General features: G+C 64.5%; 15 protein-coding genes and 1 pseudogene. 9 read left to right on the forward strand and 7 right to left on the reverse strand.

Going from position 1 to position 19,295, the window contains the following annotated elements; translation table 11 throughout:
* The first annotated feature begins 14 nt into the window (after positions 1-14).
* From AOT87_RS28115 to AOT87_RS25010, 3 genes are read left to right on the forward strand one after another with little or no spacing between them, the layout of a single operon-like run.
* On the forward strand, positions 15-665 hold the full coding sequence (locus tag AOT87_RS28115) for a HEAT repeat domain-containing protein (RefSeq protein ID WP_081343269.1): 651 nt from the start codon (positions 15-17) through the stop codon (positions 663-665).
* Positions 658-1,176: a YbaB/EbfC family nucleoid-associated protein gene (locus AOT87_RS25005; RefSeq protein ID WP_057970135.1), complete on the forward strand. Its 519-nt coding sequence runs from the start codon at positions 658-660 to the stop codon at positions 1,174-1,176. Before AOT87_RS28115 ends, AOT87_RS25005 begins: the two co-directional genes overlap by 8 nt.
* A 49-nt stretch (positions 1,177-1,225) precedes the next feature.
* Entirely contained in the window at positions 1,226-1,558 is a 333-nt protein-coding gene (locus AOT87_RS25010; protein ID WP_057966622.1) for a TfoX/Sxy family protein, read from the forward strand.
* A gap of 77 nt (positions 1,559-1,635) precedes the next feature.
* Here AOT87_RS25010 and AOT87_RS25015 read toward each other — a convergent pair whose 3' ends face one another.
* Together AOT87_RS25015 and AOT87_RS25020 are read right to left on the reverse strand one after the other, a co-directional pair.
* Positions 1,636-3,315: a sulfatase-like hydrolase/transferase gene (locus AOT87_RS25015; RefSeq protein ID WP_057968636.1), complete on the reverse strand. Its 1,680-nt coding sequence runs from the start codon at positions 3,313-3,315 to the stop codon at positions 1,636-1,638.
* 68 nt (positions 3,316-3,383) lie between these two features.
* Positions 3,384-4,412 carry a hypothetical protein gene (locus AOT87_RS25020; protein WP_057968635.1) on the reverse strand — a complete coding sequence of 343 codons (1,029 nt, stop codon included), beginning with the start codon at positions 4,410-4,412 and terminating at the stop codon, positions 3,384-3,386.
* 201 nt (positions 4,413-4,613) lie between these two features.
* Here AOT87_RS25020 and AOT87_RS28120 point away from each other — a divergent pair, with 201 nt between their 5' ends.
* Both AOT87_RS28120 and AOT87_RS25025 read left to right on the forward strand, forming a co-directional pair.
* A complete protein-coding gene (locus AOT87_RS28120; RefSeq protein WP_005063958.1) occupies positions 4,614-4,787 on the forward strand; it encodes a DUF2613 domain-containing protein in 174 nt (57 codons plus the stop codon).
* Between the two features lie 53 nt (positions 4,788-4,840).
* A complete protein-coding gene (locus AOT87_RS25025) occupies positions 4,841-9,085 on the forward strand; it encodes a DUF3367 domain-containing protein (protein ID WP_057968634.1) in 4,245 nt (1,414 codons plus the stop codon).
* On the opposite strand, the pseudogene AOT87_RS28125 reads toward AOT87_RS25025, so the two are convergent.
* A pseudogene (locus AOT87_RS28125) lies at positions 9,031-10,146 on the reverse strand (acyltransferase); the annotation flags it as partial. The gene AOT87_RS25025 and the pseudogene AOT87_RS28125 sit on opposite strands and share 55 nt — an antisense overlap.
* 192 nt (positions 10,147-10,338) lie before the next feature.
* On the opposite strand from AOT87_RS28125, the gene AOT87_RS25030 reads away from it, so the two are divergent.
* A complete protein-coding gene (locus AOT87_RS25030; RefSeq protein ID WP_030097323.1) occupies positions 10,339-11,520 on the forward strand; it encodes a DUF3068 domain-containing protein in 1,182 nt (393 codons plus the stop codon).
* A gap of 52 nt (positions 11,521-11,572) precedes the next feature.
* A complete protein-coding gene (locus AOT87_RS25035) occupies positions 11,573-13,213 on the forward strand; it encodes a hypothetical protein (RefSeq protein ID WP_057968633.1) in 1,641 nt (546 codons plus the stop codon).
* Here AOT87_RS25035 and AOT87_RS25040 read toward each other — a convergent pair.
* Genes AOT87_RS25040 through AOT87_RS25050 form a run of 3 tightly spaced genes read right to left on the reverse strand, consistent with a single transcriptional unit; the run spans position 13,179 to position 16,427 of the window.
* Positions 13,179-14,651 carry an NAD(P)/FAD-dependent oxidoreductase gene (locus AOT87_RS25040; protein WP_057970136.1) on the reverse strand — a complete coding sequence of 491 codons (1,473 nt, stop codon included), beginning with the start codon at positions 14,649-14,651 and terminating at the stop codon, positions 13,179-13,181. The two genes, AOT87_RS25035 and AOT87_RS25040, sit on opposite strands and share 35 nt — an antisense overlap.
* On the reverse strand, positions 14,648-15,571 hold the full coding sequence (locus tag AOT87_RS25045; protein WP_057970137.1) for a hypothetical protein: 924 nt from the start codon (positions 15,569-15,571) through the stop codon (positions 14,648-14,650). Before AOT87_RS25045 ends, AOT87_RS25040 begins: the two co-directional genes overlap by 4 nt.
* 28 nt (positions 15,572-15,599) lie before the next feature.
* The gene (locus tag AOT87_RS25050) at positions 15,600-16,427 is read right to left on the reverse strand and encodes an SDR family NAD(P)-dependent oxidoreductase (protein ID WP_057970147.1); all 828 of its coding nucleotides are present in this window, start codon (positions 16,425-16,427) and stop codon (positions 15,600-15,602) included.
* 98 nt (positions 16,428-16,525) lie between these two features.
* Between AOT87_RS25050 and AOT87_RS25055 the strand changes: the two genes are divergently transcribed.
* Entirely contained in the window at positions 16,526-17,158 is a 633-nt protein-coding gene (locus AOT87_RS25055) for a TetR/AcrR family transcriptional regulator (protein ID WP_057970138.1), read from the forward strand.
* A 6-nt stretch (positions 17,159-17,164) separates the two neighbouring features.
* Here the strand turns inward: AOT87_RS25055 and AOT87_RS25060 are convergent, their stop codons facing one another.
* Positions 17,165-18,397, reverse strand: coding sequence for a glycosyltransferase family 4 protein (locus tag AOT87_RS25060; RefSeq protein ID WP_109398618.1), 1,233 nt, complete (start codon positions 18,395-18,397; stop codon positions 17,165-17,167).
* 81 nt (positions 18,398-18,478) lie between these two features.
* Between AOT87_RS25060 and AOT87_RS25065 the strand changes: the two genes are divergently transcribed.
* Complete coding sequence (locus tag AOT87_RS25065) at positions 18,479-19,258, forward strand: class I SAM-dependent methyltransferase (RefSeq protein ID WP_057967934.1); 780 nt, start codon at positions 18,479-18,481, stop codon at positions 19,256-19,258.
* Positions 19,259-19,295: the final 37 nt, after the last annotated feature.

Consider the following 19,295-nt stretch of genomic DNA (forward strand, 5'->3'; position numbering starts at 1 on the left):
AGGGCGACGACTGGATGGACAATATTCCCTCCCAGTATGTTCACGGAGAGCGTGGGTTTGATAAACGCATCATGCACGACCTCGCAAAGGTTGGCGTGCGCGCTTACACGTTAGATGCGCTCGCGAACGGTCCCGCAACGATTCCCGAGGCCATTCCTGTCTTCATAGACTGGCTATCTCATTTGGAAGAACGTATACCCGGGCCGGAACCAGACCATGGACACCGCTCGATTATCCGATCTGGGCTAATCCGCAACCTCATCGACCCTGCAGCACGGGGAAATCAGCAAGCAATTGACCTCCTTATCAGCCAGGTCCAACATCAGCCGCCCCTACCATTGCGACAGATCGATTGGGCTCTCGGAGGCCTCAAATTAATATGCGGACCAAAAGAATTCTCAAAAATCGTTGCGCTCATTCCCGATCTGCCAGCGGGTACACCAATTATTCCGGTCATTCAATATCTAGGAAAAGTCAAAACACACGACTCTCATCAATTGCTCGTCAGATACCTGGACGGGCCGGCACGCGGATTCGCAATCAAAGCACTCGTCCAAGCGAAGGCGCCAGGCGTTCGCCATCTCATCGAACCCCTTGTGCACGACCCGGATTCTCTGGTTCGAAAGGCGGCCCGACGCGCCATGGAACGACTACCCAATGACTGACGAGCCCGATCACCTCAAAGAAATCGCAGAGCGTGTGCGCGCCCAAGTGGCGGAGCTGGAATCGCAGATGAGCAGGATCGACGCGATAGAAGCCGAGGCCGAATCCATGGATCGGATGGTCCGCGTCCGAGTAAACGCAAACGGAATGGTCCTCGGCATCCAGCTTCACCAAGCGACAGCACGCATGGATCGTGGGCGACTCGGAACGCTGATCGCCGAGACCGCCCAGGCCGCGGCGTATCGGGCCTCTGATGCTGCCCATCAATTTTTCGAGGGCCTTCTCGCGACACGCGCTGAACTTCAGCAGGCAGCAGAGGCAATCAACCCCCAAGCCCGCGAAATGTTCACCCGGCAGCCGTCAGCGCCGCAATCTCGTGCACCAGGCCTTGGCATGCCGACGGAGCCACCCCCTGTCCAGCCAGCACAACAACGCCCACAGCAGCGTCCCTCACTCGATGACGAGGACGCCCATTACGAACGCTTCAATCAAAACCCCTTTGGGAGAAGTTGATACAAGCGAACGAGTCGCGCGGAAATCGACAGCGCGCCACAATTGCCCCATGGCCTACGACGAGGACCTGGTGGAGCGCATCCGTGAAGTGATCGCCACAACCAAGGGCGTCACCGAGAAACGGATGTTCGGCGGCCTGGCGTTTCTGGTCGACGGGCACATGACCGTCGCCGCGAAACGCGAGGGCGGCCTATTGGCGCGCTGCGATCCCACGGAGACCGAGGCTCTGGTGACCAAGACTCACGTCAGCCGGATGGTGATGGGCGGGCGCGAGATGGCCGGCTGGCTGAGCATCGAGGCCGAGGGCGTGCGCACCAAGCGGCAGCTGGAGGCGTGGGTGAAGCGCGCCCTGGTCTACGCCGGCTCGCTGCCGCCCAAGTAGCCCGCGCCGAGTGTGAAGTTGTTGCGGGAAATCATCCGAATTTCCGCCGTAACTTCACGCTCGCCGCGCGGCGGCCACTATCCGCCGCGCAGCACCATCAGCTTCTGCATATCCGCCAGGCCCTGCTCCTGTGCCTGCCCAAGGAACGTCGGCAATGGGGCCTGCACTTCGGGTAGTACCTCGTTGTCGATGAGGCCTTGCAGCTCGGCCTCCTTACCGCCGCGGCCTGCTTGGTTCTCGATTTCTTGCTGCCCGGAAAGCGTTGAATAATCGTAGAATTCGCGATCCGACGGCCGCGTGCTATCGACCTGCATGCCGCCGGGTTTCCAATACGAGTAGTTGGCCAGCTTGGCTTCCGCGGTGCGGACCGCCACGATGTGGCTGGGCGCCGAGGTGGGAATCTCACTGGGTGGCGCGATCTCACCCATCAACTTCTGTGTGTGTGGAGATTTCATGAGCGTGGTCATCTCCTCCACCGACATGTCATCGGTGACGTGTGCAATCCACTTGCGTCCCGCCACATTGTTTTTGGCGATATTGGCGATATCGGCGCGCGCGGCCAGGTACGAGAATCGCGGATCGGAACGCCATCCGTTGCCCCCGGATCCGATGGTCAACAGCAGGGGTGCCAGGTCGACACTGGAGGTCAGTTGGGTGCGCGTCTCCCCCGGTTTCGGGGTGAGCACGCCGTGCGGATCCCGAATGTAAAGCGGAACGCGGATGGCTTCCTCGTACGCGGTAGCACCCTTGCCGCGCAACCCATGTGAGCCTGCGTACTCACCGTGATCGGAGGTGAACACGACCACCGTGTTGCGGTCGACGTCCGGACGCGATGCCAGCTTGTCGAGAACCCGGCCGATCTGGGCGTCCACCTGCTGTTGTAGCCACAGGTACATGTCCAGGCAGCGGGCCCATTGGCGGGCCATGTCCGGACCTGAATAGGGCACCGCGCCGGTCATGATCGGCGACATGAAATTGGCGTAGTCGATCTGCAGCTGCGGCTTGCGATGCTGACGCAGCTCATCGGGCGTCTGAAAATTGGCGGGGACATTATCGAACCAGTGCGGAACATCTTCCGGAAGAGGGTTTCTCGGCCACCAGCAGATGTCGTGCGGATTGACCAGTGACACCGTGGTGCACCAGGGCCCCTTGCCCGCTTCGGCGTCGAACCACCCTGTGAACTGATCGACTATCCCCGGGTCCTTCTGCAATCCCTGGTTGGGAGCCCCATTGGGCGAGGGGAAGGTTCCACCCGAGAAACCGTGTGCGTCAAGACCTTCGGGATTGGTATCGCTCCAGTCTCCCAGGTGCCACTTACCCCACCACCAGGTACGGTACCCCTGCTGTCGCAGCATGGTGCCCCAGGTGGGGAACTGCGGAGCCAGGCTCGATTCACTGGGCCCTTCGCCGGTGAACAGGCAGCCGGTCTGGTGCGAGTACAGCCCCGTCGTCATGGCTCCTCGCGATGGAGTGCACATGTTCGACGCGGTGTAGTGCGATGCGAAAGTAACGCTTTCCCTTTGCAATCGGCTAAGACTCGGCAAGAGGTTGGTGAGCTTCTGGATATCGGGGAACCACTGCGGGGCCCTCATCTGATCCACGATGATCACCAAGATGTTCGGCTTGTTCCCGCTTGCCGCCGGCGAATCAGTACGCCCCGGCGTGCGGAGCAGTTCGTATCCCCCGAAGCCCAGGGCGGCGGCACCCGCCGCGACTGCCCCGGTGGTAAGCACGGTCCTGCGGTTGAGCTCGGCCACGCGTCCAACGTAATCCCAATTCCTGGGAATGGACTTAGAAGTGCTCGAATGTTTTTGGGTACGTCCCGCTACGACCGCGCGGGTGCGGCGGGAGCCGACGGCGCCGGTGCCGGAGGTCCGGGCGGGGGTGTCTGTGCCGGCGCAGGTGCAGGAGCAGGTGCCGGTGCAGGGGCGAGGGCAGGGGCAGCGGGAGGCTGGGTGCCCATGATCTCGATCTCGCTCACCGAGACCAGGCCGTTGAACGCGTCCTGCCGTTGGCCGCTCTTGTTCACGATCGACACCCCGGGTTCGGTGGCCTCGATGACCATGGTCACCGAATCAGTCACCACATTCACCTTGATACTCGCCAGCGCACGACTCACCGGAACCTGCTGCTTGACCGAGCTGCCGTCGCTGAATTCCCAACGCACCCGGGTGATCTTGCGGTTCTGAGCGAAGCGGTCCGATCCGTCGATATCGGTCTTGGCGTATCCGGGGATCAACCCCACCGAGGTGATGAGTGTTGGATGATCGAACTTGGCCGTGATCGACTGCCCGTCTTGTTCCTTCCACTGGCACCGCCACGCGGTGAGTGGGTCGTTGTCGAACGCCTTGGCGGGGTCGTAGACGTATTTCACCCCGTTGCTGTCGGTGCCGTCCTCGGCCTGAACGCAATTAGTGGACACATCCACCGGCTTAACGGCACTCGAGGGCGCAGCGGGTGGCGCCGTGGTGGCGGTCGCCGCGGCACTGCTCGTCACCTTCGGGTCATTCGGCGGCAGCATTCCGTGCGTCGGCTGCTGGGCGGATCCGTCCCCACGCACCGCCATGTATCCGACGTAGCCGAGGCCGACGATCACGAGCAGACCAGCAAGCATCGCGAAGGCCATGATGATCCCGCGATGCGATCGCGCATTGGGGTCACGCCACGGATCGGAGAATTGCACCTGCGCGGCCAGCGCGGGCGGGCACGCGGGCAACTGCGCCAGCGCCTCACGCAGATCGGGGCGTGTGTGCCACAGCCGCAGCAGTTGATCCTGAGGTAGCGCCGGGTTGTGCGCGGCGGCGAACTCCGCGTCGTAGTCCGGCGCCGGTCCGTAGTTGTATGGACCGGTCATGGGCGGCCATTATTCCGCACGAAGCGCCGTCGGGGACCACAGGTAGCCACCCGCCATGCCGGTCTCTTCACGGTTCTCCATGTTCCGTACTCGCCCCCATCGAGTATCCGCAGGCCCGCGGCGTGGTCCGCCGGAGAATCGCGACCATCTTCGGACGTGCTAGTTTGGCCGCTGGTATCTGCATGACCCAGAGGAGCTCCGATGACCAGATTTGTGGTGCCAGCCGCCGCGAGCGTGCTGATCGGTCTGCTGCTGGGCGCTGCGGCCGTCTTCGGCCTGACGCTGTCGGTTGAACAGGACAAGAAGCCCGTTGTGACCGGTATCGATCCGTCGACGGCAATCCTCAACCGTCCCGATTACGGCAATCGGAGCTGACATCGCGCGGCTCCCGGCAGCGCCGCGCCGCATTTCCTGAACCGTCCTGGACCGTGACGCACCGCCTTGACTCTTCCCCGCTGAGCCGGCGGTGGCTCGCGGTCGCATCGGTACTCGCCCTACTGCTGACCTTCGCCCAATCACCCGGACAGATATCACCGGATACCAAGCTGGATCTGGCGATCAATCCGCTGCGGTTCGCCGCGCGAGCCCTGAACCTGTGGAGCAGCGATCTGCCGTTCGGGCAGGCACAGAACCAGGCCTACGGATACCTCTTCCCCCACGGCGCTTTCTTCTCGATGGGTCACCTGCTCGGGGTGCCGGCCTGGGTGACGCAACGGCTGTGGTGGGCGCTGCTCATCGTGGCCGGGTTCTGGGGTGTCATCCGGGTCGCCGAGGCGCTGGGTATCGGTACCCGAGGCTCACGGCTCATCGCGGCGACCGCCTTTGCGCTGTCCCCCCGGGTGCTGACGACCCTGGGCGCCATCTCGTCGGAAACGCTGCCCATGATGCTGGCCCCGTGGGTGCTGTTGCCGGTCATCCTGGTCTTCCAGGGCCGGATGCCTCCACGCCGGGCCGCGGCATTGTCGGCAGCCGCGGTCGCATTGATGGGCGCGGTCAACGCCGTCGCCACCGCCCTGGCCTGCGGGGTGGCCTTCATCTGGTGGCTGGCCCACAGGCCGAACCGCACGTGGTGGCGATTCACGGCATGGTGGATTCCCTGTCTGGCGCTGGCCACCACATGGTGGATCGCTGCCCTGCTCATCTTCGGCAAGATCAGCCCGCGGTTCCTGGACTTCATCGAATCCTCCGGTGTCACCACGCAGTGGACCTCGCTCACCGAGGTGCTGCGCGGAACCGACAGCTGGACCCCGTTCGTGGCCCCGACCGCGACAGCGGGGTCCTCACTGGTCACCCAGTCGGCCATGGTCATAGCCACCGCGATGATCGCCGCCGCCGGCATGGCGGGGTTGGCCATGCGGGGTATGCCGGCTCGCGGACGGCTGGTCGCGATACTTCTGGTGGGCCTGGTGCTGCTGACGGCCGGATATACCGGAGCACTCGGATCGCCTGTGGGCCAGCAGATCCAATTCTTCTTGGACGACAGCGGCACGCCGCTGCGCAATGTGCACAAGCTCGAGCCGCTGATTCGTCTACCACTTATCCTTGGCCTGGCGCACGCGTTATCGCGGATACCGCTGCCCGGAAGCGTGCCCGTACGCGAGTGGCTCGCCGCGCTGGCACGCCCGGAGCGCAATCGGGCCGTTGCTTTGGGGATCGCCGTGTTCGTGGCACTCGCCGCGAGTACTTCTCTTGCCTGGACGGGCCGGCTGGTGCCCCGCGGCGGCTTCGATGCCATCCCCGGCTACTGGCAGGACACGGCGCACTGGCTGGCGGATCATGATGACGGCGGGCGGGCACTCGTGGTGCCGGGAGCCCCGTTCGCAATCCAGACCTGGGGCCTCACCCGCGACGAACCCCTGCAGGCTCTGGGCCAAACCCCTTGGGGTGTACGCGATTCCATCCCGCTGACACCACCGGAAACTATTCGTGCCATCGACTCCGTGCAGCAGCTGTTCGCCGCCGGCCGTCCCTCGGACGGGCTGGCCGACACGTTGGAGCAGCAGGGCATCTCGTACCTGGTGGTGCGCAACGACCTCGATCCCGATACGTCCCGTTCCGCCCGCCCGATCCTGGTGCACCACACCATTGAAGGATCCCCCGGACTGACCAAGGTCGCCCAGTTCGGCGACCCCGTCGGGGCCGGGACGGTGGAGGGCTTTGTCGCCGACAGCGACCTACGCCCAAAGTATCCGGCGGTCGAGATCTATGCGGTGGGGCGGCAAAAAGCCTACGGAGAACCGTATTTCACGGACATCGACAGCATGCCCCGGGTAGCGGGCGGACCCGAGGCCCTGCTGCGCGTGGGCGAGCGGCGCCGCCAGCTGAACCAGCCACCGCTGGGCCCGTCCCTGTTGGCCACCGACGCCGCGCAGGCGGGTTTGCGTCCCGGGCCCGCGATGGTCACCGACACTCCGCTGGCTCGCGAGACCGACTACGGGCGTGTGGACGACCATTCCTCGGCCATCCGCGCACCCGGGGACAAACGCCGCACCTTCAACCGGGTGCCCGACTACCCCGCCACCGGGGTTCCCCTCGTCAACGGAAGCTGGACCGGCGGAACCATCACCGCGTCCAGTTCCGCCTCGGATTCCACGGCGCTGCCCAATGTGGCACCCGGCACCAGCACTGCGGCCGTCATCGACCGCGACAACGCGACAAGCTGGGTCAGCAGCTCACTGGAAGCCGCTCTTGGACAATGGATCCGAGTGGACTTGGATCGGCCGATCACCAACGCGATCCTGACCGTGACACCGAGCGCCACCGCATTGGGAGCGCAGGTGCGGCGGCTGGAGGTCGAGACCGACAACGGCACCACATCGGTGCGGTTCGATGAGCCGGGTAAACCCCTGGACATCGCGCTGCGGCCGGGGGAAACCAACTGGATCAAGGTGACGGCCACCGGTACCGAAGACGGCACCTCGGGTGTGCAGTTCGGGATCACCGAGTTGTCCCTCACTCAATACGATGCCGCCGGATACGCCCATTCCGTCGATTTACGCCACAGCGCAATCATTCCCGCGCCGCCCGCGGGAGCCGCGGTGCTTGGCTGGGACCTGGGATCACCGCTGGAGGGGCGGCCCGGCTGCATGCCGTCACCGGAAAGACTGCGCTGCGCGGGGACGCTCTCGCTCTCTCCCGAGGAGCCGGGCACCTTCATCCGGACACTGACTGTGCCCCAGCCTGTTTCGCTTACGCCTTCGCTCTGGGTACGGGCCCGCTCCGGGCCGCAGCTGCGCGATTTGATCACGCAGCCCGGAACCACCACGGCCTCCGGCAGTGCCGACCTGATTGACCTGCGGGGCTCGTCCTATGCGGCCACCGACGGCGATCCGGGCACCGCCTGGACGGCACCACAGAACTCGGTACTTCGCGAGCACCTCCCCTCTCTGGTGATCAAACTTCCCAAACCCGTCGCCGTCGGTGGTATTCGATTGCGCCCCAGTAGCACCGAGGTCCCCGCACACCCCAAGCAGGTAGCGATCGATCTCGGGGATGGTCCGCAGGTGCGTTCCATCGATCCCAAGGCCGACACCTCCACGCTGGCTCTGCATCCGCGCGTCACCGACACCATCACCGTCACGGTGATGAACTGGACCGACATCATCGACCGGACCGCGCTCGGAACCGATCAGAACAAGCCACCCGGTATTGCCGAGCTCGTCGCACTGGACACCAGCGGCCGACCGGTCGCACCCGCCAACGCAAACACCAACGACAACCGTGTGATCAAAATTGGATGCGCTGATGGGCCGGTGCTGGCTCTTGCCGGGCGCTTCATCCCCATGTCCATCACCACCACAGTGCGGAAACTATTGGACGGCAGTGCCATCCAGGCCGCACCGTGCGATACGACACCCATCGAAACGGGCGCGGGGCCTCAGGACGTCACCGTCAACCCACGCCAGCAGTTCATCGTCGACGGTGTCCAGCTCACCGCACCGGGCACAACACCGTCCGCCGCCACCGTGACAGCGGCAGTCAAGGGCAGATGGGACGCGGCACGACGCGAGGTCTCCGCGGATCCCGCCCCGCAGGACCGGGTGCTCGTGGTCCCCGAAAGCATCAACCCCGGGTGGACTGCCCGCGACGGGCAAGGACACGCGCTCAAGCCGATACGGGTGAACGGGTGGCAGCAGGGCTGGATGCTTCCCGCCGGCGTCGGCGGCCCCATCACGCTGACCTTCGGCCTCGACACCTGGTACCGAACGGGACTCTTCGGCGGACTGGCGCTGCTTCCCGTCCTTGGGCTGCTTGCCCTAATCCCGGCGCGGCGAAGAACCACACTGCCCCAGGTGATCCCCTGGGGCTCCGGCCCGGGTACCGGTGTCGCGGTGCTGGCCGCCCTCACCGCCATCAGCGGCATCACCGGCGCCGTGGTGGGCCTGGCGGCACTGGCGTTCAAGGTAGGAACACGCTGGCCACTCCGCGCGCTCACAGCAGCAGGCGCATATATATCGGGCGGCTCGCTTCTCCTGGCCGGGGCGGCTCTCTCACGACATCCGTGGCGATCGGTGGGCGGCTACACCGGCCACTCGTGGTGGATTCAGTTGTTGGCGCTGATCTCGGTGGCCACCGTGGCCTTCGCCGCGGTGCGGCTCCCTGCCCGAAAACCAGCGCGCCGGTTCTGGAAGCGTCGTAATGCTTCACGTGACGGGGATTCCACCAGCGCGTAACTGACAGCGGCCATCGCGAAGCCAAAGATCAACGTCAGAATCAGCACCAGTGGGAAGTGACCGCTGAACGGAAAACGACCGATCACGGTGAAGACCATGTTCAGCGCCGCCAGATGCCAGATGAACAGGCCATAGGACCACCGCCCGAGTGTCACCATCAGGGGGCTGCCGAGTATCCGGTGCGGCGTGCCCGGGGTGTCCAGTGTCAACGGCAGCAGCAGCGCCCAGGCCAGCGTCGCCCCCATCGCGATCTTGACGGCGTACTGATGCGGTGGTGCCTGCGTCAGGCCCTCCGGGCCGGCCAAGGGGGACGCGGCCACCGCGAATGCGACGAGGGCCACCAGGGCAAGCAGCACCCGTCGGCGCGCCAGGCGCAGCGTCCAGCCGGGTGGTGCGGCGCTCCACTCGGCCAGCAGCATGCCCGCCACGAACCACGAGAAGAAGGCCGGTGGCCATGTCAACGGATTGATGCCGACAGTGGTGTGAAAGGGGATGAACGCCCACCCGAAACTGGCGGCTCCGGCCATCACCAGTACCGGTGCACGCCAGCGCAGCGGTACCCGCCGCATGATGAGCGCGATGGCGGGCAGCGCGATGTAGAACGCGACCTCCACGGCCAGACTCCACATCTGTGTCAGACCCGCCGTGAGTGTTAGCGGAACGTACAGCTGTGTGAGCGTCAGATTGGCGGCCCAGACCACCCAGTTGGCCCCCGCAGCGTCCGGCAGCAGCAACAGGATGACGAAGACTGCGGCCAGGTAGGCCGGGACGATACGGACGAACCGCGACGCGAAGTACCGCCCGGTCGACTGGGGTGCGGGCCCATCGTGTGCCGCCAGCGCGTGTGGCCGCCACAGCAGAAATCCCGATAGCGCGAAGAAGACTGCCACTGCCAGGTCAAAGCGGCCCAGAATGCGTCCGTCGACGCCGCCATTGTGGCCGGTTTGGAATGCGGTGTGTGTGACGACGACCCCCATCGCGGCACAGGCGCGCATGCCCTCCAATGCCGGGACGAAGCCCCGGGCATGGACGGCCGGAGCCGATACGTGCGCTGCTGTCACCCCGCCGAGGGTACGGTTCTAAGTCGATCCGGCGGCGTTTGACCAGAACGAGACCGGTGAATCCGTAACATCGCCGAATGACCACCTGATGGCAGCGGCTGTTAGGGTCAGACAGATTTGCCCTGGGCATGCAGTGTCATCCGGCCACCGCCGGGACCAGGGTTACCGCACGTTAAGGAGGGTTCGGCGACTGTGAACCGCGGGGTCATGATGCGTATCGCAGCGTGCGGACTGCTGGGGCTCGGCTCGGCTCTTATCATCGCCGCGCTGTTGCTCAGCACGTACACCAGCAACCGGCTTGCGAAGATTCCGCTCGACTGGGACGCGACTTTGGTGAGTGAGGGCAAGGGCCGCGCCCTGGACCCGGCGTCGCTGTCCGGACAGAAGTTCATCGCCGACCCGGATAAGCCGCTGGCACTGCAGGAGCAGATCAGCACGGTCAGCCCCGCCGATGCCACCAAGGTCGGCCTGCAGGCGGGCATCACCCTGCGACGGACCGACAAGCAGGGCGACGCCGGATTGATTCTGGCCACCGTCGACACCGTCACCGTCGATCGTCACTCCGCCGAGGCCATCTCCAGCGATGACAACCCCGGCGGCAGCGTGCAGAAGCCGCGCGCCATCGAGGACGAGACGCCCCCGACGACCATCGCGCTCAAGCACGAGGGATTGAGCTACCGGTTCCCCTTCGACACCGAGAAGAAGACCTACCAGTACTTCGACGTGGTCGCCCAACGCGCCTTCGATGCCAACTACACCGGCGAAGAAGACGTCAACGGGCTCACCGCCTACCACTTCACCCAGAATGTCGGCTACGACGCCAACGGCAAGCTGGTGGAGCCTGTCTCTTACCCCTCGCTGTACGACAAGGACGAGGACTCGAAAGTGACGGCGCGCGCCGTGCAGTGGGGTGTGGAGGCCGAGCGCGAGGACGAAGAGATCACCATGACCCGTTACTACGCGGCACAGCGCGAGTTCTGGGTCGACCCGGTCAGCGGCATCATCGTCAAGAGCAAAGAGCATGCGCTGCACTACTACTCGCGTGACGCGCTCAAGCCTGAGGTTCCGATGGTCGACTACACCGTGCAGTCGAACGACGAAACCGTCGAGAAGCAGGTGAAGGCGGCCCGCGATACCCGCGACAGCCTTTCCATCTGGTCGAACATCCTGCCCATCACGTTTGCGGCCCTGGGCGTCGTGGCCCTCGTCGGCGGCGGCCTGCTGGGCTCGTTCAGCCTGCGGGCCGAGTCCGCACTGATCGATCCCGGTCTGGACACGGTGGATCACGGCTTCTTCGGCCGCCGGAGCCCGGAGAAACCCTCCGCCAGCGAGGCCGACACCGACAAGTTCCCGTCGCCCCGAAACCACCTCTAGCCGGGACGTCTTGCGCCGCACAGGCCTTATTGCGCCGCTGTACGCATTTGGCTTGGCGGCGGCGATTACCGCGCCACTTGCCGCACCCGGTTATCTGCTGATCCGCGACGCCGTCTCGACCCCGCGCTCGTACCTGACCGACGCGGCACTGGGGGTCGGTGAAGCAGCTCCGCGCGCCGTCCCGCAGGACTTCTTCATCGCCCTCGTGACAACGCTTGTCGACGGCGGAATTCTCGTCAAAATGCTTCTCGCAGTGGGTTTATGGCTTGCCGGCTGGGGGGCGGCGCGCCTGGTCGGCCACCTGGTTCCCACTGCAGGGATTCCCGGCGAGCTGGTAGCGGCCACCATCGCAATCTGGAATCCCTATGTGGCCGAACGACTTCTGCAAGGACACTGGAGCCTGCTGGTCGGCTACGGGTGCCTGCCGTGGGTTGCGCTGACGACAATCCGGCTGCGATCGGCATCCGGTATCGACACCTGGTGCACGCTGGCATTCTGGGTCGCCTTGGCCGGATTGACGCCCACCGGAACGGTGCTCGCGCTGATCGTCGGGCTTGCGGCGGCACCGGGCCTACGGTCACGGCTAGGCCTACTGACGATCTCGCTACTGGCCGCGATGCCGTGGCTGGTGGCCTCGGGGCTGGGAACCGCCATACCTGCCGGGGACGAGGCGGGGGTCCATGCCTTCGCGGCGCGCGCCGAGCCCGGGTTGGGCACGCTCGGAAGCCTGGCCTCACTGGGCGGTATATGGAACGCGTCCGCTGTACCTGCCTCACGCACGACACTGTTCGCGTTGGCCTTCTCGGCGGTACTCCTGGCCGTGGTGGCCGTGGGCGCAGTGGTGCTGTGGCGCGCCCGGGCAGCGCTCGGGTTGCTCGGCATCGCCGGTGCGGCCGTGGTCATTCCGGCACTACTGGCAACGGGCCCGGGATTGACGCTGACCAGCTGGCTCATCACCGAAGTACCGGGGCTGGGCATTCTGCGTGACGGCCAGAAATGGGTGGCATTGGCGGTGCCGGGGTACGCGCTGGCCGGCGCAGCGGCCGTCACCGTGCTGCGTGAACGTTCCTCACAACTTGTGGCTTCCGGGCTAGCTTGCGCAGCGCTGATATTCACACTTCCCGATCTGGCGTGGGGGGTGGGTGGCCGCGTCGAATCGGTGACCTATCCGGCCGGATGGGCTGCCGTCGCGGCCAGCATCAACGCCGAACCGCATCCGGTGGCGGTGCTGCCCGCCGAAACCGTGCGGCAGTACCCGTGGGGACCGTCATCCATCCCGGTGCTGGATCCCTTTCCGCGCTGGATCCGTGCGGACACGGTGAGCAGCGGCGACCTGCGTGTCGACGGACAAGACGTGCGCGGGGACGGTACCCGCGGCCGCCACGTCGAGGAACTACTGCGCGCCGGGGCCGCACCTCATGAGCTCGCGGTACAGGGTATCGGCTGGGTCGTCGTGCAGGCGAACACCCCAGGCCAACAAGAAGTCTCGACGACATCGCTGGATCAGCTCGAACCGGTCTACCGCGACGGTGACATCGCGCTCTACCGGGTCCCGGGCCCATGGACCCCCATCGGCGCATCCCCGGTCCGGCGCGTCACCGTCATCGCGGCGCACCTGATGTGGATAGCGCTCCTGGCGGCAGGCTGCGCCCCCGCGATTACCCGACTGCGGGAGCGGTTGCGACGGAGGTAACGCTGTAGTCGTCCAGCTCGACCGTCCGCAATTGCCGCACGAACTGGGTGGCGAATCCCGGAAACATGGTGGTGTTCTTGCCGTCGTCGGTCAGATACCAGCTCTGGCACCCGGAATTCCAAGTGGTCTTGCCCAGCCGCTGCTGAATATCGTCGTTGAACTGATCCTGCCGGTCCTTACGCACATCGAGCGTCAACAGGTCCTTGCTCCGGACGATGCTGATTGCCTGCACGATGTAGTCGATCTGCGCCTCCATGTAGACGAGCGCGGAATTATGCCCCGGCCCCGAGTTGGGCCCGAACGTGAAGAACAGATTCGGGTAACCCGAGACATTCACGCTCTTGTACGCGTAGGAGCCGCCGGACCATTCGTCGGCAAGCTTCCTGCCATCTCGCCCTGCGATCGGGAAAGGCGTTTCGGCCTTGCACACGTCGAAGCCCGTGGCGAACACGATGCAGTCCACATCGTGCTCGATACCGTCGGCAGTGCGGATCCCGTTGGGAGACAGGGTCGCGATCGGCCAGGTGATCAGCTTGCAGTTGTCCCTCTCTAGAGCCGCGTAATAATCACTGGTCATCAGCATCCGCTTGCACCCCGCACGGAAGTCGGGGGTCAACTGGCGCCGCATCCAGGGATCACTAATCTGCCGCCGCAGGTTCGCCTTGGCGATCCACTGGATGAGGGTGGTCACCGGGGTATCCCACACCATGCCGACCGCAGCAGCCTCGTGCGTCCAGTACCAGGCCTGCCGCGCGAGACCCTGCACCGCCGGATTGCTGGCGAAAAGCTTTTGCGCCCATCCGGGATGCTGGAAATCCAACCGCGGCAACACCCAGCCGGGGGTCCGCTGAAAGACCTTGACTCGGGCCGCCGTCTTGGCCAATTCGGGAATGATCTGTACAGCACTGGCTCCCGTGCCGATCACCGCGACATACTTGCCGGTCATGTCGTAGTCGTGGTCCCAGCGCGCGCTGTGGATCTTGTGCCCGGTATAGGTTTCGAACCCACGGATATCGGGCCAGCTGGCGTTGGCCAGCGGTCCCGCGGCCATGACAGCGCACCGACCCGTGAAGATCTCGCCGGTAGCGGTGTCGGCCGTCCAGGTCCCTGTGGTCTCGTCGAAGGTCAGCCCGGTGACGTCGGCGCCGAACTTGATGAAGCGTCGCAGCTGGTATTTATCGACCATGCGCTGGATGTAGCGCAGGATCTCCGGGCCACCCGAGTATGCCTTAGACCATTGCGGATTCTGCTCGAAGGAATACGAGTACAGCAGGGACGGGATATCGCATGCCGCACCGGGATAAGAGTTGTCGCGCCATGTTCCGCCGACGCCGTCACTCCGCTCAAGAATCGTGAAGTCCTCGATCCCCTGCTCCAACAGGCGGATAGCGGTGCCCAGGCCTGCGAAACCCGCGCCGATGATGAGCACCTCGCTCATCGCGACACCGGCTCATAGGTGAGTTCCTGGGACCAGGTTGGGGTCTTACCCAGCACGCGGATCGGGAACAGATCGATGGCCTTGCCCAAAGATTCGGCGATGAACTGATACGGCTGCACGCGGTTAATGGACAGTCCCATGTGGTACTTGATGATGTGGAAAGTGGGAATTCTACGAGTATTCGCACTGCGCCCACCAATGCTTTCATATCGCCTCACGGCGTTGTAGAGCTTTTCCTCGGAGAGCCCCATGGCCGAGATATTGGTCATCATCCGGGTGAGCAGAGGCGAGTAAATCAGCGCGCCGAGTATCAACGACGGTTTAACTACGGTTCCCACTATTTCGATGATGAGTTTGCGCATGGGGCTAGCGCCCAACATGTCCAGGACCCCGAAACCCACCGCAAGGTGGCGGGATTCATCGCTATTGATGTGTTGGAAGACCTCGTGGCACAGCGGGTCCGCAACCTCGTCGAGCAAGAACTTGACCAGAGCGCCGTCCAGCGCGGTCTCCAGCGCAGGGATAGCGGTCCCCAGAACCGCCAGAGAAAGGTCGTCGCTGTAACGGTCGAGCCATTCGATGACCAGACGAATATTCTTGTTGGGCAACGGTATTTCGCCCTCTTCGACCATCCCCCAGCGCCGCATCAGGGCCAACTCGGCATTGGCGTGCCGTTGCTCCTCGGCGTGAAAGTAGGTGTAGATCTGCTTGAGGTTCTCATCGGACGCCTTTTTGGCCAGCTCCTCGAACCCCCGCGCGCCCACGTTCTCGATCCACACCAGATCGGACATGAACGCCTTGAGCGCCGGGCGCTGTTCATCGGTGATCTGATCGGCACCCGGTGCGTCCCAGTCGATATCGGCCAGTGCCCACTGCTTGTTCTTGATGGTTGCAAGAATGTTATCGAATGCGATTGCCATTGCGTTTCCTTTCTAGTCAGTTTCCGCGTTAGCGGGAGAATCGTTCCGCGATGCCCAGTGCTTTGGTGTAGATGTCGGGCGCCAGGCGCTTGGCCTGCCACATCAATCGCGCATCGAGCTGTGGGAGCACGTAGAGCTGGCCCCGGTCGTGTGCGTCAAGACAACCACGCGCCACCGAATCGGCAGAAACACCAGTCCATTTCATGGCGGTGGCGGCCAGGCGGGCGGCCGAGTCCTCGATGAGGGCGCTGTCGACGATGTTGGTCTTAACAAAGGTCGGGCACAGTACGGTGACTGCTACTCCCGTGCCGCTGAGTTCGGCGGCAAGCGTCTCGGAGAGCGCCAACACCCCTGCCTTACTGACGTTGTAGGCACCCATACGCGGCGCGGCCGCAAAGCTCGCCGCCGAGGCCACGTTGATGATGCCTCCGCGCCCGAGTTCCCGCAGGCGTGGTGCGAACACGTGGCAGCCGTGGATGACACCCCACAGGTTCACCCCGAGTGTCTTCTGCCAATCCGGCAGCGGGGCAGTGCCGACCACCCGACCACCCGCACCGATGCCCGCGTTGTTGATCACCAGATCGGCCGGTTTTCCGAACCACTCCTCGGCAGTGTCGGCCAGTGCTTCCACTTCACCGAACACCGACACATCACAGGCGGCCTCGACCGCCCGCTCACCGATCAACGCGGCCGTTTCCTTGGCGCCGGGCAGGTCCACATCAGCGCACACCACCTGTCCCCCCCGACGAACCAGTTCAAGAGCAAAGGCCCGGCCGATACCACTTGCCGCACCCGTCACCACGGCATTGACTTTCCGCGTTCGGCGCTCGCCACATCCGAATCCCAAGAGGCTCATCACAGACCTCTCGTAGCACACATTGGTGGCGCCCGCCATAACTGATGGCGCATGCCACCATATTGACCTGTCGCACGCGCAGCTGTCAACATGGAGCCATGACTGCATCACCGGGTCTATGGGGTGGGCGTACCGCAGCCGAGCGCCGTGCCGAACGCCGTGATCGGCTGATCAGCGCCGCCCGGGAAATCTGGATGGAGCAGGGGTGGGCCGCGGTGACGATGCGCGGCGTTTGCTCACGTACCTCACTCAATGACAGATACTTCTATGAAGATTTCGCTGATCGCGATGAGCTGCTCGCTACCGTGTGGGATGGCATGCGCGACGAACTCGTCACACAGATTTCCGCCATCGCCACCGAAGATCCTGACCGCCCTCCCCTGGACACACTCCTCAACACAATTCGATTTGTCATCGAACGTATTTCCGCTGAACCCGGCTGGGCACAAATCATGCTTGTCCGGCACGTCGGCAGCGCGGTGCTTGAAGACCGACGGACCGCCCTGATTCATCAGGGCACGGATGTACTTATCACGGCGGCGCAGCCCTATCTTGTGGACGACGCCGATCGCGTCGGACTTCGCATAGACACGATCCTAGGGATCGGCGGCTTCATCGAGCTGGTTAATGCCTGGCGTGCAGGGCTTCTAGATCTCGATGCCGCCCAACTGACCGATCACGCCGCAAGGATCGGTGCCTCGCTGGCGTCCCGATATCTCACGCCGAGGTAACCGGACTTAGGCGGGGACTTCGACCTGCGGAGTCACTATCGGCTCGTCACCGATGATCCCCGAGACCGGCACGCCGAGAATCGCCGCCTTGAGCACCGTCCACACACCAGACGCGCTGCGCTGCCATGACAGATCGGCGCAGCGAGCTCGCGCTGCCTCGCCCATTCGGTAGCGAAGCTTGTTGTCCGCCAACAGAGTAGCGGTATGCCGGACAAACTCATCCTGATCGCGCGCCAGCAGGCCGGTGATGCCGTCGGTGACCGAATCGGTGAGCCCACCGGAGGAGCGGTAGCCGATCGTCGGCACGCCGTGTTGCGCGGCCTCGGTGACCGCCAGGCCCCAGCCCTCCTTGCGTGACGGCATCAGGTGCACCCAGGCGCGTTGCAGTACCCGATGCTTGGCCTCCTCGCCGAGGTAGCCGTGGAATGTCACCGACTCGGAAATCCCTAGCCGGGCAGCATGTTCCACCAACGGATCCATCCACCAGCCATCCCCGACGACATCGAGGTGCACATCGGACACGTGATCGCGCAGCAGCGCAAGAGTGGTCAGCGCATGCTCGATCTGCTTATGCGGCACCAGACGCGAGAGCACCACGACCCGTGGCGTTTCACTGCGCACGCCGTCCAGCGCGCCGATTGCCGGCGAGCCCGGAATCTCATCGATACCGTTGCGTACCACCGCAATCCGCCCAGGCGCTACACCCAGCGACACCAGGTCCGATGCGGACGGTTGCGAGACCGTCAAATATTGGTTGCGCCGATGCATCCGCGGAGACAACCGCGATTCCAGCCACCAGCCCAGCCTGCCGATGAGCTGCCCGGCGACGGGCCACTGCTCACGGTGGCAATGATGCACGAGTACCACAACGGGCGCACTGACCACGGTGCTTGCGAAAAAGGGGATGCCATTCTGGGTGTCGATGACGACATCGGGCCGCACATCGCGCAATGCCCCCAGGCCTACGCGGCTGGCCAGCAGCGACAGCAGTGCCCGCGGATACACGGTGAAGCGCCCGCCACCGCGCGAGATGTGCACTCCGTTGACCACCTCGCGGCGGGGGGCGCCCGGGTAGGCGGCGCATCGCAGCGTCACCTTCACGCCGGATGCGGCCAGTTCGGCACCGATGCGCTGTAGGTAGGTTTCGCTGCCGCCACCCTGCGGATGGTCGGTATCGCGCCAACACAACATGAGGACCTCCCGCGGGAGGCCCTGCTGATCTGACACTTCGCTGAACACCGCTATGCACCCTAGGCCGTTAGGGTGGGCCTCCAGAAATTCCGTCTCCCTTAATAAGGAGACCAAGCAGAACGAGAACCCGTGCCGGAAATCACCGACCTATTTGCCCAAAGGGCCACTCTGCGCCGTTCCGCCAGCTTATTGTCCTCTTTCCGCTTTGAGCAGAGTGCGCCGGAGAAGTTTTACGGCACGGTGGCACAGGACACAGTTCACCTGGTCGCCGACTTGTGGCGACAGGAGATGAACATCGGGCTGCGGGGCCGCACGGTGCTCGATGTCGGGGGCGGACCGGGCTACTTTGCCTCGGCCTTCGCCGACGCCGGAGCGCGGTACGTCGGCGTCGAACCAGACCCCCGTGAGATGCATGCGGCCCCCGAGGGAACCCCGGGCATCCACGACCCACGAGCGGCCTATCTGCGCGCGTCCGGCATGGCCCTGCCGATAGCCGACGACAGCGTCGACATCTGCCTGTCCTCGAACGTCGCCGAGCATGTGCCGGAGCCCTGGCGGCTCGGCGCGGAAATGCTGCGAGTCACCCGGCCGGGGGGACTGGCCGTCTTGTCCTACACCGTCTGGCTCGGTCCGTTCGGTGGTCACGAAATGGGATTGACGCATTACTTCGGCGGCGCCCGCGCCGCCCGGTGGTACACCCGCAAGCACGGCCATCCGCCCAAGAACAACTACGGGTCGTCACTTTTTCCGGTATCGGTGCGCGATGGTCTGGAATGGGCCCATGGGACGGGCGCGCTGGTCGCCGCTTTTCCCCGCTACCACCCAAAATGGGCATGGTGGATCACCAAAGTTCCCGCTGCGCGGGAGGTTCTGGTGAGCAATTTGGTGCTTGTGCTGCGCCCCCACTGAATCGGAAATTGCAACAGGTTCCACTTCCCCTGACTGC

The sequence above is a fragment of the Mycobacteroides sp. H003 genome (assembly GCF_001440135.1).
In the GTDB taxonomy this organism is placed as follows: Bacteria; Actinomycetota; Actinomycetes; order Mycobacteriales; family Mycobacteriaceae; genus Mycobacterium; species Mycobacterium gwanakae.

Bases quoted from the DNA above. Each gene is read 5' to 3' on its own strand.
- AOT87_RS25010 (WP_057966622.1), top strand. From the start codon at position 1,226: ATGGCCTACGACGAGGACCTGGTGGAGCGCATCCGTGAAGTGATCGCC.
- AOT87_RS25050 (WP_057970147.1), bottom strand. From the start codon at position 16,427: ATGAGCCTCTTGGGATTCGGATGTGGCGAGCGCCGAACGCGGAAAGTC.
- AOT87_RS28120 (WP_005063958.1), top strand. From the start codon at position 4,614: ATGACCAGATTTGTGGTGCCAGCCGCCGCGAGCGTGCTGATCGGTCTG.
- AOT87_RS25055 (WP_057970138.1), top strand. From the start codon at position 16,526: ATGACTGCATCACCGGGTCTATGGGGTGGGCGTACCGCAGCCGAGCGC.
- AOT87_RS25040 (WP_057970136.1), bottom strand. From the start codon at position 14,651: ATGAGCGAGGTGCTCATCATCGGCGCGGGTTTCGCAGGCCTGGGCACC.
- AOT87_RS25005 (WP_057970135.1), top strand. From the start codon at position 658: ATGACTGACGAGCCCGATCACCTCAAAGAAATCGCAGAGCGTGTGCGC.
- AOT87_RS25045 (WP_057970137.1), bottom strand. From the start codon at position 15,571: ATGGCAATCGCATTCGATAACATTCTTGCAACCATCAAGAACAAGCAG.
- AOT87_RS28115 (WP_081343269.1), top strand. From the start codon at position 15: ATGGACAATATTCCCTCCCAGTATGTTCACGGAGAGCGTGGGTTTGAT.
- AOT87_RS25020 (WP_057968635.1), bottom strand. From the start codon at position 4,412: ATGACCGGTCCATACAACTACGGACCGGCGCCGGACTACGACGCGGAG.